Source organism: Idiomarina solivarensis (assembly GCF_033052755.1).
GTDB lineage: Bacteria > Pseudomonadota > Gammaproteobacteria > Enterobacterales > Alteromonadaceae > Idiomarina.
On record NZ_JAVFHZ010000005.1, the window covers coordinates 186,443 to 199,517 of the forward strand.

A 13,075-nucleotide genomic window follows, 5' to 3' on the forward strand; every position below is an offset into this window, starting at 1 on the left:
AAATATAGAGGGGTTAGTCGAAGCGTACTGACCCTTCCAGTTTTAACGATATGTGGTCGCCACTGCGCACTTCGTACTTTGTTTTTTCATCCTCATTAGATACCCATAATTGCACCCGTGCAGGCAGAATTACCGGACGTTTGAATGTTACATCGATATAAGTGACGGCCCTTTGTTGGCTCCTTTCAAGCTCAGCCTGAGCTCTTGCCATCATGTACATGCCATGAATAATGGGCTTTTTAAATCCGAACCAACGAGACACCAGAGGGTGTAGGTGAATGGGGTTAAAGTCTCCGGAAATACGTGCATAACGCCGGCCCATTCCGCTGCCCAGCTGCCAATGACTTAAGTTTTCCCAATTGCCTTCAGGTTCAAAAGGTTTTACCGCTGCGGCGTTTTTTCGTGATGGCCCTGAATGTTGTCCGGTCATTACTTGATAAACACTTGAGCACGTGGCGACTTTCTCATTTTGTTGCCAAAACTCAACGACAAACTCGGGGCGCAAGCGTCGCGGTGAAACATTCGGGCCGCGTTTAGGCACCTTAACTTTTGATACCAGCTGAAAAGGCGCTTGCGTGGAAATAACGTGGTGTCGCTCAATTTTGTTACTTACATGAACAAGACCAGGGGCTGGCCAGGGGAAGCTTTCGTCAAGCATTTGTGACAGGTGCGCCCTTTGTGCAATGCAATACAACATAGCTAAAGGTACTTCGCTAACAAAACCATTAAACGCTTGTTGATAACGACTGAGGTGCTTTGCTGCGGGCGCAGGAATAGAGTACTTTTTCAACAGCGTCTCTGATTCTGCTTCAGATTCGTCGCTGCGTTGTAACGTCAATAGAGAACGCAGCAGCATGCTTGGCATAGGCGCTAGCTTTTGAGGGCTTGTATCAACACGTTCCATAGTGATCATTAAACTCCATACTGGCAATAGAGTCATTCTCGCACATGTCTTGTACTATCAACAGTCCGACCACTAAAAAGCCGCTCAGTAGAGCGGCCTTTTACGTTCCTTTTACTTTTTAGACTCGAGGTCTTCGTTAAGATCTTCGTCATGTTTTTCAAGGTCCCAGGGCAGTACTCCAGGGCTGTGATGACGAAAATGAAGGTAGTTTTCAAACTGATTAATCACATCATTGATGATGTCGGTTTGCTCATAACCGTACAGGTCATAAGATTGACCACCTTGTCTGAGGAACACCTCTGCCCGATAGTAGATTTCTCTATTTTTTTCGTTCGTCAGGGCAAATTCCGGTAACAGGTATTCTCTTAAGCGGATCTCGTAAGCGAACTCTAAGTCGCCGTTTCGTTCAACACTGAGAATAATGCGATTGTGCTCCTCGTCAGTCCTGAATTCTGTTGGCCAGTCCTGGTCTTTCAATTCGTCCCGGACTCTCTTCATGCTCTCGGTCGCCGGTCCATTGATAAACTCCAGTACAGCCTCTTTATCTGGAAAATCGACCAGTCCGGCCAAGCGTTTCTTCCAATAGTCTGCGCCTTCGTTTACCCCTCGGCGATGAGAATGGCGGTGACTCTGAAGGCTATTGGACTGATGGCCCTCGATGATAAGTGCGCGCCACATACCTGCTGCGGATATCAAAATAATGATGGCAAAGGGTAACGCGCTGGTAACCGCCGCCGTTTGCAATGCGCCTAAGCCTCCTGCTACCAGCAGCACTGAAGCCACAACACCTTCGGTGCTTGCCCAAAAGACACGTTGCCAAACAGGTGTTTCCATCGTTCCGCCCGACGATAGCGAGTCGATAACCAATGAGCCTGAATCTGACGAGGTAACGAAAAAGGTGATAATGAGGAATACGGTCAGGAAGCTCAAGATACTGGTCATCGGTAAATTCTCATAGAGCTTGAACAACGCAACGGCCTGGTTGTTTTGCACTTCAGAAATTAGCGATGTGTAGCCTTCGTTCATGATCATATTCAACGCCGTATCGCCAAACACGGCGAACCAGAGGAACGTGAATATTGTGGGTACCAGCATCACACCGAAAACGAACTGGCGAATGGTACGGCCTCGGCTGATTTTAGCGATAAACAGCCCGACAAATGGCGCCCAGGCGATAGTCCAGCCAAAGATGAATAATGTCCAGTTACCAATCCAGTCACTGTGCTCATAAGCTTGTAGATTAAAGGTTCTTTCCACAATGCCGCTTAAGTAGGCGCCAGTGTTTTGTAAGAAGGTCTCCAGAATATGAATGGTAGGTCCAACCGCGAAAACAAAGAGAAGTATACATATCGCTAAGGCGATGTTAATCAGCGATAGTCGTTTAATCCCCTTATCCATGCCAGCAACGACTGATGCAATTGCCGCTAGAGTAATAAGACCAATCGAAATAACCTGAACCATGGTGCCAACAGGAATGTCCGGCCACAAATAATTGAGGCCGGCGTTAATTTGTATAACGGATAGGCCTAACGTGGTTGCGATACCAAACATGGTACTGAGAATAGCGAAGGTATCTATTGTATGCCCAATTGGACCGTTAATTTTCTCACCAATAAGCGGATACAAGGTTGAACGCATGGTGAGCGGTAACCCGTGGCGAAATGAAAAATAAGCCAATACCAAGCCCACCAGGCCGTAAATCGCCCATATGTGGAAACCCCAGTGGAAGTAAGCAATTTGCATGGCCTGTTTCGCTGAACTGACAGTTTCAGCGGCTCCTGCAGGAGGTTCGGCGTAATGCAGGATGGGTTCGGATACGCCGAAAAAGAGCAAGGCAATGCCGTAGCCAGCGGAAAAAAGCATGGCAAACCAAGAGGTGAAGCTGTACTCAGGCTCGCAGTGATCGGGACCCAGCTTAATTTTCCCCCAGCTTGAAAGAGCCACACCAACAATAAACATAAGGAAGAGTGCGACCGCTAACATGTAGAACCAACCGAAGTTTTCGGTAATTCCGGCCAGGGTCCACTCAAATAACTGGCCTGCTTTTTCTGGGGCACTGAGGGTGCCTATAACCAGAAGAGCTATGACAATAACCGCAGGAAGAAACACCGGCACTAAAATCGCAGAATGCCATTTGCGCTTTTCGGCTGACATAAAAGCTCCTGTTTTTATTATGGATTATCTATATATAGACTACTTAAAAAGATTTGTAATGGGTCACTTTACATTAATGTACTGTTTAGTTTCCGAACACTGAGGTATTATTGCGGTGTTATTGAAATCGGTAATAAGTGGCTTAGCGGTTATGAGTACTGAGAAAAATCCGGTTAATTTAGAGCACTTAGCAAACGCTGTTCCTGGAGCCCTCTATCAACTCCAGCGTTCGCCCGACGGAGAGTTAAAATTTAACTACATAAGTCAGGGCGTGAAAGCTATTTATGGTTGTTCTGCCGAGGAATTGGCAAACGATATCAGTTTGTTAAGCCACATTATTCATCCCGACGATTTACAATCTGTATTAACCAGTATGCACGAGTCTGCTCACTATCAATACTTGTGGGTAAAAGAGTACCGGGTGCTTCGAAATGGTCGAGAGGCCTGGATTTATGGGCACGCTGTTACGATCCGGCAAGAAGACGGCAGCACCCTCTGGAATGGACAAATGCTGGATATTACAGAGCGAAAAATGCTGGAGCTAAAGGTTGAGGAAAATCAGCGAAATTTAATATTGGCTGAACGGGTGGCCGGTTTAGGTCATTGGCAACTCGATTTAGAAACGGGTCAATCTCTGTGGTCAGAGACTATGTACGATCTGCATGAGTTGAATAAAGCCACGGCCAAGCCATCGTTGGCATTAGCGATGGAAAGAACTCACCCGGAAGACCGGGAAAAAGTATACGCAGCTATCGAGGCCGTCAAGCAGTCGGGTGCACGAGACGTTGAGCATAGGATCATACTGGGCGATGGCGAAGTTCGCTGGTTAAGATCTTCGGGAATTTATCGTGTTGATGACGCTGGCCGGGAAATTATTTTCGGTACCTCTCAGGACATTACCGACTATAAGGAGCTTGAGCTTAAACTTAGGCAGACCGGCGGTAGTGATGAGTACACCGGATTTTATAACCGCCGACTCATGCTGCAGTCTCTGCAACGACGTTTCAGCCTTTTTCAGGCGCACGCTGAGTACCGGTATTATGTGCTGGTTCTGCAGGTTGCTGACGATGCAGAAACGTTGACGAAGGTCAGCCAAATTGTGCGTAAAAGCATTCAGGATTATGATATCCCAGGATATTTAGGAAACGGACTTATTGTGGTACTGATGTCGACTTTGTCAGCGGAGCAGAACAACGAATGTTTGAGCGCTATTCGGCAGCAGCTAATAAAGGGTAACCTTGATCACAAAGTGGCGCTTGAGTGCGCTCAGGTTACCGATCTTCGGTTTGACGATATATTAATACGCGCCATGCGCTAATTTACTGGCTTATCAATAGCCCAGTCACTTGTTTTCCCCATAATGTTAAGTGGTAGCCGCTCCCCAAAGCTTATGTGCTCGGGTATTTCCACAGCGAGCAAACGTTCAGCCAGCCACCTTTTAATGTTCTGTTCTGTCATTTCCATACTGGCACTGTTCTGTGGGACAACAAAAGCTTTTAACCCACTGCCTTCTGCTGGCTGCATAGGTCTGACGCTAGCGTCGGCAATTTCAGGGTGTTGTTTTAAACAATTGCTAATGTGTGCCGGAAATACATTGGTACCACGTATCGAAACGGCTTTATCAATGCGCCCCTCAATCTTAAATTCGTCTGCATTTTGCCAGTTGAGGTTATCGGGTAACTCAAAGGTATTTTGAGTCTGTGAGTCAGTTAACAGCTGAGGTGTCTCAAGGTTACTGCGCCAGCGTGATAACAGACGGTAATTGTTCTCGGGTTCGCACCGGTAGCCAATGCCCGCCGTTTCAGAACTGCCGTAAATTTCAATCGCCCGTGCTGCGCCCTTAGCATATAGCTGATGCAGTGTACTGGCAGGGCAAGGACCTGCTGAACTCATAAAAAGCACACCTGGCGGCAAGAAGGAAATTTCTGTCGCAAGTTGAGTTAATAGCTCCGGAAAACCAACGACGATGTCCCCGGTTCGCAGACCCCCGTTGCGTACGTGACTGTAAGCTTTGAAACCTCTTAAAACCGGAACATTTGTCAGGTGTGGCAGTAGCACAGTAAACAAAAAGCCATAAATATGGTGACTGGGTACTAATGCAACGACGCGACTTGGAAATAGGTCGTAGTGGTTATTAAAAACGTTAACAAACTCATTAACTTCGTTGACTAAGTCGCTCCAGGAATGTTCGCAGGTTTTTGGTTGGCCAGTGCTGCCTGATGTCGTCACTGTTACGTTCCGGGAGTGAACTTGACGTGATTTCAGAACAATCTCAGCCCAATCGGACAGACTGTCGCGGCGCAGCAGGTAGTCTTCGACACCACTGTCTCCCATGTGGAAGAATTGGACGATGCGCCCGGCTAGGGCAAGCCGCTCTAGTGAGTCGACAGCAATTTCGTCATTTCCACTGTCATTTGTGGATTGATGTTTTGCCACCAGCCTGTCGTCTTCATGCCACTGTCGGCGTTTCCAGAACTCGCTTTCGAGCGGCCGCATTCGCGCCAACTCATCGGCGAGGAGATCACCGATGAGGGTAACGACAAAGTGATGCTGCAATGAGTCTTCCACCATTAAAGACGCTTAACAAAGACCCAATAGCTGTCACCGGTCAGGGCTTTTTTCATGTGCACTTTGACCTTAGTGGGCTTCATTTCATAATCGAAGACGTACTCGAACATGGTATTTAAGTTACCGTTTTTTACGCCTTCGTCGAAACGACCTTTAAACTCAGGACTATTCGTACAAGGGGCTACTTCTTTGAAAAAGTTTTTACCAACAACCGCGCCAGGATCTCGACCGGTTATGTCCCCTTCAGCTGCATTGTACTGAATGATTTTGCCACTGCCATCTAACTGAATAGCGCCAAAAGCGATATCGTTTAATTTATCATCTGACATTTTAGCCAGAGTGTTTTCAATATCATCAGAACCAAACTGAACAATTTCCATAGCGTTACCTCTATCGTGAATGTATAGACTAATAGTTAGGCTCCAGATATTTAGATCATGTTTTCTTAACACTTCTTAAAGTGAAATTGAAAGCAAGCAGGTCTATACTGGTTTCCAGGTAAATAATTAAGGACAAAAAAAATGCCCAGAACGCCTAAATTTCATCGGGAAACTGCGCTCAATAATGCGTTAAAGCTCTTCTGGCGCAAGGGGTATCATGCGACCTCGATGAAAGACATTGAAGAAGAAATGGATATGCGGCCGGGAAGCATCTATGCAGCCTTTGGCAATAAAGAGAGCTTGTTTAAAGAAACCCTGGAAGAGTATTCGGTGCTTGCCGCAAATGACTTTAAGCAGACTTTAGCGCAAAAGTCTTCTGTGTTGCAGGGACTCAGTTTATACCTTCGCAATTTAGCCGTAATGAATGCAACCTGTGAGCCAACCAAAGCCTGTATGTTGGTAAAGACGTTGCTGGAATTTACGCCGGAAGACAAAGCGTTTAGCGATCCTGCTCGCAGTTATCTGGAGGAGTTTGAACAACTCTTTACTGAAACATTTGAATTAGCACAGCAACGTGGAGAAATAGGTCGTTCGCAGTCACCTGAGCGCCTTGCGCGAGTATTGCAGACCAACATTATTGGTTTGCGCACTATGGTCAGACGAGGGCTAACTCAGTCGCAGTTGGAAAGTTTAGCTGACGATATCGTGGTGAGAATTATTCCTTCAAGCTAAATAAGCTTTTGTAACTTTTGGGATCAAAGCGCCAAGTCATCAGCAGAATGAGCAAGCCCACAATAATGTGCAATTGCCAGCCTAAACTGTAGTTGCCTGAAACGTCTCTAAACCATCCGGTTAGCAGCGGCATCAGGCTGGCAAACATGAAGCCAATACCCTGCATAAAGGAAACCAGTCGACCGGCCTGAACCGGATTGTCGATATGGTCTAGTGCCATGACAATGCATAAAGGGAAGGCGCCGCCTAAACCAAACCCACAAAGTGCTGACCACACCCAGGGGGCTTCTGTCGGAAACCAGCTTAATCCAGCGAATCCGGTCATCTGAATCATAACGGCGGCGATTAACCAGAACCGACGATCTTGTGTTCGGGATAGTGCGGGCAGTAACAAAGCGCCGAACACCTGGACCAAAGAAAATAGCGCTAATAGGTTTCCTGCTTTTTGTGCTGGCCAGCCGAACTCCGCGTAGAATGGTGCTATCCAGGCGATAAACCCGGCATAACCGGCATTGACCAAGGCGAAATAAATGCCGAGCAGCCAGGCTCTGGGATAACGGTGAGCACGCAATAACAGATGCCTTGGAGGAATGCTGGCTACCGGTACGCGATTAAAGGGGAGATACCAAATGACAAGGACTAATAAAGCTAATAGTGACCAGCTTCCCAAAGCCTGAAATCGCTCGGGTAATAAGTTTGCGGCCCACGGAGTGACCACCGCGCCCAGAGCGGCCCCGCCCATCAGCGCGGCAGACCAAAGCCCGGTCACCATACCCAGGCGGTTTAAGTATTTTTGTTTGGTCAGTTCGGGAATCACAATGTGAAGCAAAGCAATGCCAACGCCGCCGATCAGAGCACTGCTAATCAGGCTGGCGCTCGTTGGCTCAAATAGTCGTGCTATCAAGCCAGCACAAAGTATTAGCAGACCAAGACCTATTCCCTGCCGATAGCCCAATGCAGTGGTGACACGGCCTGCAAATAACGCCATTAAACCAATCATTAAGATGGGCAATGTGGTCAGTAATGAGATTTCACTAAAAGACAGACCCGTAATTGTCTGCAGCTCTTCGGTGAGTGGCCCTACGGAGGTCAGCAAAGGGCGCAGGTTCAACCCCAGCAGTACCAGAACGAACAAGCCGAAGAGCAAAGAACGTATTGAAGATTTCGTCACAGGCGTTGATGGAGTCTGCAAATTAGTACCGCTGGTTTGTAAAAGCCATACTTTACTCAATTTTCATCGTGGTGTGAAACCGTGTTATTATTTCGCGCCAACAGTGACTGTCCGTTTCTTAAAAAGAGTACCCGTTATGACCGCGTCTCCGGTGTTAGGGAATTTGTTTATCATTGCGGCGCCCAGTGGCGCAGGCAAATCAAGCCTGATTCGGGCTTTGTTGGAAAAGCACTCTGATCAATCAATGCAGGTGTCCGTATCCTCCACTACACGCGCCCCGCGTCCGGGGGAAGTGCAGGGTGTTCATTACCACTTCCTTACTACTGACGAGTTCGAGCAGCGTATTGATGCGGGTGAGTTTTACGAGTGGGCGCGGGTCTTTGGAAATTACTATGGAACCTCCCGTAAAGTCGTTGAGTCTCTGTTGGCTGAAGGCAAAGATGTCTTTTTAGATATCGACTGGCAGGGTGCCCAGCAAGTTCGTGAACACCATCCCGATGTACGATCTGTGTTTATTGTGCCGCCAAGCCTTCAAATTCTGGAAGAACGATTGCGCTTTCGTGGGCAGGATTCTGATCAGGTTATTGCCGAACGTATGGCAAAAGCACAGGCAGAAATGTCTCATTATCATGAGTTTGACTACTTACTGGTCAATGACGATTTTGATACTACCCTGGCGTCGCTTGAGCACATAGTAATGGCACAGCGGCACAAAATGCCGCATCAGCAAGTAAGATATTCAAAGGTATTGAAGGAATTGCTTGGATAATAGGCCCGAATTCCGTATAATTCTTAGCCTTTCGAAAAATACGACTCACGCTTTATTGGGAGTAAACCATGGCTCGCGTAACTGTAGAAGATGCTGTAGACCGTGTTGGTAACCGTTTTGATTTGATTTTGTTAGCCTCACGCCGCGCGCGTCAATTGGCTAATGGTAAAGAGCCACTAGTTGAAACAAAAAACGAAAAACCAACTGTAATTGCTTTGCGTGAAATAGAGCAAGGCCTTATCGACAACGAACGTCTGGATATCGAAGACCAGGCCGCTCAAAAGCAGCAAGACGCTGAAGAACTGCGTGCGGTAGACGCTCTGCGCGGTATCGAATAAAAGTTTCTTTTCGCCAACGGCATCAATGCCGTTGGCAATTCTGTCAAATCCCCTTATTCTGAAAGTATATTCATAGATCCGCTGTTATCCGGGGAGTTATCTGGTGTACTTATTTGAAGGCTTAAAGGCTCAGGTTAGTGAGTATCTTCCGACTGAACAAGTGGAACGTATTCGTGATGCCTTTGTGGTAGCAAACGAAGCACATAGTTCGCAAAAACGCAGTAGTGGTGAACCTTACATTACTCACCCGGTTGCTGTAGCCAGTCTGCTTGCCGATATGAGATTGGATTGCGAGACACTGATGGCGGCCTTGCTGCATGACGTGATAGAAGACACCGAAACCAGCCGGGAAGATTTGGCCGAGCGCTTTGGCGCAACCGTCGCCAGTCTGGTTGAAGGGGTCTCTAAACTGGACAAGCTGCAATTTAATTCCAAAGAAGAAGCTCAGGCTGAAAACTATCGCAAGATGATTATGGCTATGGTGCAGGATATTCGCGTTATTCTGATTAAGCTAGCCGACCGCACTCACAACATGCGTACCATACAGCATCTGCGTCCGGACAAACGCCGTCGCATTGCTCGTGAAACTTTAGAAATATATGCGCCGTTGGCCCATCGGCTGGGTATGCATGATATTAAGAATGAGCTGGAGCAACTGGGCTTCTGGGCGTTGTACCCCTGGCGCGGGAAGCTACTGGAATCAGAAGTAAAACGTGCTCGCGGTAACCGTCGTGAATTTACGGAACGCGTGCAAAGTGAAATTAATTCGCGGCTTGAAGGCAATAACATTAAGGCGCGGGTGTCGGGCCGTGAAAAGCATCTGCACAGCATTTATCGCAAAATGCAGGCTAAAGAAGTGAAGTTTGAACAGGTGATGGATATCTATGCTTTCCGCGTCATTGTGGACACAGTGGATACCTGCTATCGAGTTTTGGGTGCCTTGCACAATCTTTATAAACCCATTGAAACGCGCTTTAAAGACTATATCGCGATACCTAAGTCAAACGGCTATCAGTCACTGCATACCTCGTTAAAAGGGCCGCATGGGGTACCGGTTGAAATTCAAATCCGTACCGAAGAAATGGATCTGATGGCGGATCGCGGGGTGGCGGCACATTGGATGTACAAACAGTCGGATGACTCCAGTACCACGGCGCAGGTGCGTGCACGTAAATGGATGCAAAGTCTGTTAGAGCTGCAACAGAGTGCCGGGAACTCCTTTGAGTTTATTGAAAGTGTAAAATCCGACTTATTTCCTGATGAAATATACGTGTTTAGTCCCGACGGTCGTATTACTGAATTGCCACAGGGCGCAACAGCGGTAGATTTTGCTTACGCAGTGCATACGGATGTAGGCAACACCTGTATTGGTGCTCGGGTGAATCATCGTACCTATTCATTAAGCAAACCATTGGAAACCGGACAAACGGTCGAGATAAAAAATGCGCCGAACTCACGCCCGAATATCGCCTGGTTGAATTTTGTTGTGACTGGCAAGGCCCGGGCGAAAATCCGTCAATATTTGAAAAGCCAGGAAGCCGATGAAGCTCAACAGCTGGGGGAACGCCTGCTTCGTTCAGCCTTGGGCCAGGTCAGTTACGATGAAATTCCAGAGTCTGAATTTAACCGGGTGTTGCAGGAAACCAAAATTGATAGCCGCGAGAATCTGTTAAAACAAATTGGCTTGGGCAACATGATGTCCATTGCTATTGCCAAGCGCTTACTAGGCGATTTGCAGCCGATTAAAGACGACAATGCTTCGCAAAAAAGCTTATCGATAAAAGGGGCTGAGGGCCTGCTGGTTAGCTTTGCCAAATGCTGCCGGCCTATTCCGGGTGACGACATTATTGCGCATGTGAGTCCGGGCAAAGGTTTGGTTATTCATCGGCGTGAATGCAAGAACGTGAGGGGCCACGAAGACGATCCGGGGCGTTACTTCCCGGTTGAGTGGGATAACAAACCTGAGGCCGAGTTCATTTCTGAAATTCGTATCGAAATTGTAAACAATCAGGGCGTTCTGGCTAAATTAACCTCGTCAATTGCGACTACGGGTTGTAACATTGACGGTTTGCAGACCGAAGAAATTGACGCCAATATTTATTTTATTGACGTTGCCCTTACGATAAAAAACCGGAAGCATTTAGCGGACGTGATCCGTCACATTCGTAAGATGCCGGATGTTCAGCGCGTGACGCGCTTAAGGAAGTAATATGTCTAAAGTCATTATTTCAACGGATAAAGCGCCCGCAGCTATCGGCACTTATTCGCAAGCAGTAAAAATTGGTACCACCGTGTACCTTTCCGGGCAAATTCCTTTGGTTCCCGAGACGATGGAATTGGTTGGTGAAGACTTCACTGCACAGGCGGAGCAGGTGTTTAAAAACCTAACTGCCGTTTGTGAAGCTTCAGGCGCGGAACTGCAGGATATGGTCAAACTGCAGATTTATCTGACTGACCTGGGCCAGTTCGCTATTGTCAATGAAGTCATGGCAAAGCATTTCAAACAGCCTTACCCGGCTCGCGCGGCTATTGGCGTTAAGCAATTGCCAAAAGGCGCGCAGATTGAAATTGACGGCATTCTGGAGCTACCCAGCACCAATTAATTAAGCCGCTTCTGGTGTCGGCTCTCTGTCTTCCAGAGGGCGGCGCCAGATGATAATGGCAATAGCCACTGCTGCCAGAATAAAGCAATATCCCGTATGTAGACTGACCGATAAAGGTGAAATTTTAAAGCTGGCTCCCATCAACAGTGCCTGTGCTCCATAGGGGAGTGCCCCCTGCACTACGCAGGCAAAGATATCTAATAAGCTGGCGCTTTGACGTGGTGCCAGATTACCGGCTTTCGCTAAACGCTTACTTACCTCACCGGCAAGTAAAATACTGACGGTGTTGTTGGCAACACAAAAATTCGTCAGGGCCGTCAGCGCGGCAACCCCAATGGCGGATGCCCGTTGTTTGTGTTTACTGATTTTGTTGGCAGCACCTTCGACAAAAGCCGCTAAGAAAGCCAGTCCGCCCTGCTGGCGAATTAACGCTGATAAGCCACCAATGAGCAACGACAGAAGAAATATTTCCTGCATGCTGCCAAAGCCTTCGTATACATCCTGGCTGAAGGTGACCCACTCATAGCCGACTGTGAACATACCGAAAGCTGCAGCCAGAACAATACCCAGACCCAATACAGCAAAAACGTTAAGCCCCATTACTGCCAATACAATGATGGCGAAATAAGGCAGTGAAAGCCATAGGTTAGCTTCAGGGATCTCCAGAGGTACCTGGCTGGTATCGTAAGTAATGAGCCAAATAATAGTAAAAATAGCTGCAGGAATCGCGATTTTTAAGTTGGCACGGAATTTATCCCGCATGGTACAACCTTGTGTGCGGGTAGCGGCAATGGTGGTATCTGAGATAATGGACAAGTTGTCGCCAAACATCGCGCCGCTGACAAGTACTCCCGCCAATAACGGCAAGCTGATATCGGTGGCTTCACCAATCCCAAGAACCACGGGCGCCAGCGCTGCCAAGGTGCCCATGGATGTGCCCATGGCGGTTGAGATAACCCCCGCAATAATGAATAAGCCAGGCAGCAGGAAAGAAGCTGGAATAATATTTAAGCCTAAGGCGACCATGGCGTCGACGCCACCGGTTGCTTCGGCAACGGTCGAAAAAGCGCCCGCAAGCAAGTAGATTAAACACATGGTAATGATGTTGTTGTCGCCGACACCACCCACAAAGGTTTCGATTCGTTCTTCGAAGGCCTGCTTGCTCAGCAATACACCCAATACGATAGCGGGCAAAATTGCGACGGGACTGGGCAATTGATAAAACGCGTACTCCACTCCTTCGCTTTGAAAGTAGAGCCCGGTTCCTAAGAACAAAACTAAGAATAATGCGAGCGGTAACAGCGCTTTAGCGCTAGCCGGTTGGGGCGAAGCATCTGTCATGTGTCAGCCTTTTATTTTTATTTGGACGTCCAGAAGTTTATACAGCTAATTATCCTGATGCAACCTAATTCCAATTACGTGTAGACTGTCGGTTAAGTTGTTTTAGATCAGGATA

General features: G+C 47.7%; 12 protein-coding genes. 6 read left to right on the top strand and 6 right to left on the bottom strand.

Going from position 1 to position 13,075, the window contains the following annotated elements; translation table 11 throughout:
- Window positions 1–13 precede the first annotated feature (13 nt).
- Together RBK99_RS10000 and RBK99_RS10005 are read right to left on the bottom strand one after the other, a co-directional pair.
- Entirely contained in the window at window positions 14–913 is a 900-nt protein-coding gene (locus tag RBK99_RS10000) for a MaoC family dehydratase (protein WP_317504463.1), read from the bottom strand.
- A 102-nt stretch (window positions 914–1,015) separates the two neighbouring features.
- A complete protein-coding gene (locus tag RBK99_RS10005; RefSeq protein WP_317504464.1) occupies window positions 1,016–3,058 on the bottom strand; it encodes a BCCT family transporter in 2,043 nt (680 codons plus the stop codon).
- Window positions 3,059–3,209: 151 nt separating this feature from the next.
- On the opposite strand from RBK99_RS10005, the gene RBK99_RS10010 reads away from it, so the two are divergent.
- The gene (locus RBK99_RS10010) at window positions 3,210–4,376 is read left to right on the top strand and encodes a PAS domain-containing protein (RefSeq protein ID WP_317504465.1); all 1,167 of its coding nucleotides are present in this window, start codon (window positions 3,210–3,212) and stop codon (window positions 4,374–4,376) included.
- Here the strand turns inward: RBK99_RS10010 and RBK99_RS10015 are convergent.
- The gene (locus RBK99_RS10015) at window positions 4,373–5,629 is read right to left on the bottom strand and encodes an AMP-binding protein (RefSeq protein ID WP_317504466.1); all 1,257 of its coding nucleotides are present in this window, start codon (window positions 5,627–5,629) and stop codon (window positions 4,373–4,375) included. The genes RBK99_RS10010 and RBK99_RS10015 overlap by 4 nt on opposite strands.
- Entirely contained in the window at window positions 5,629–6,006 is a 378-nt protein-coding gene (gene pyp, locus RBK99_RS10020) for a photoactive yellow protein (protein ID WP_317504467.1), read from the bottom strand. Before pyp ends, RBK99_RS10015 begins: the two co-directional genes overlap by 1 nt.
- Window positions 6,007–6,147: 141 nt before the next feature.
- Between pyp and RBK99_RS10025 the strand changes: the two genes are divergently transcribed.
- Window positions 6,148–6,738 carry a TetR/AcrR family transcriptional regulator gene (locus RBK99_RS10025; protein ID WP_317504468.1) on the top strand — a complete coding sequence of 197 codons (591 nt, stop codon included), beginning with the start codon at window positions 6,148–6,150 and terminating at the stop codon, window positions 6,736–6,738.
- On the opposite strand, the gene RBK99_RS10030 is transcribed toward RBK99_RS10025, so the two are convergent.
- Window positions 6,722–7,969 (bottom strand): CynX/NimT family MFS transporter, encoded by a 1,248-nt coding sequence (locus RBK99_RS10030; protein WP_317504469.1) that lies wholly within the window; start codon window positions 7,967–7,969, stop codon window positions 6,722–6,724. The genes RBK99_RS10025 and RBK99_RS10030 overlap by 17 nt on opposite strands.
- A 76-nt stretch (window positions 7,970–8,045) precedes the next feature.
- Between RBK99_RS10030 and gmk the strand changes: the two genes are divergently transcribed.
- The 4 genes from gmk (at window position 8,046) to RBK99_RS10050 (ending at window position 11,619) form a co-directional block, all read left to right on the top strand.
- On the top strand, window positions 8,046–8,678 hold the full coding sequence (gmk, locus tag RBK99_RS10035) for a guanylate kinase (RefSeq protein ID WP_317504470.1): 633 nt from the start codon (window positions 8,046–8,048) through the stop codon (window positions 8,676–8,678).
- A gap of 68 nt (window positions 8,679–8,746) precedes the next feature.
- Window positions 8,747–9,016, top strand: a complete 270-nt coding sequence (rpoZ, locus tag RBK99_RS10040) for a DNA-directed RNA polymerase subunit omega (RefSeq protein WP_011235607.1) — start codon at window positions 8,747–8,749, stop codon at window positions 9,014–9,016.
- Between the two features lie 103 nt (window positions 9,017–9,119).
- A complete protein-coding gene (gene spoT / locus RBK99_RS10045) occupies window positions 9,120–11,225 on the top strand; it encodes a bifunctional GTP diphosphokinase/guanosine-3',5'-bis pyrophosphate 3'-pyrophosphohydrolase (protein WP_317504471.1) in 2,106 nt (701 codons plus the stop codon).
- 1 nt (window position 11,226) lies between these two features.
- Window positions 11,227–11,619, top strand: a complete 393-nt coding sequence (locus RBK99_RS10050; RefSeq protein WP_317504472.1) for a RidA family protein — start codon at window positions 11,227–11,229, stop codon at window positions 11,617–11,619.
- Here the strand turns inward: RBK99_RS10050 and RBK99_RS10055 are convergent, their stop codons facing one another.
- The gene (locus RBK99_RS10055) at window positions 11,620–12,960 is read right to left on the bottom strand and encodes a Na+/H+ antiporter NhaC family protein (protein ID WP_317504473.1); all 1,341 of its coding nucleotides are present in this window, start codon (window positions 12,958–12,960) and stop codon (window positions 11,620–11,622) included. It abuts the gene before it with no gap.
- Between the last annotated feature and the right edge of the window lie 115 nt (window positions 12,961–13,075).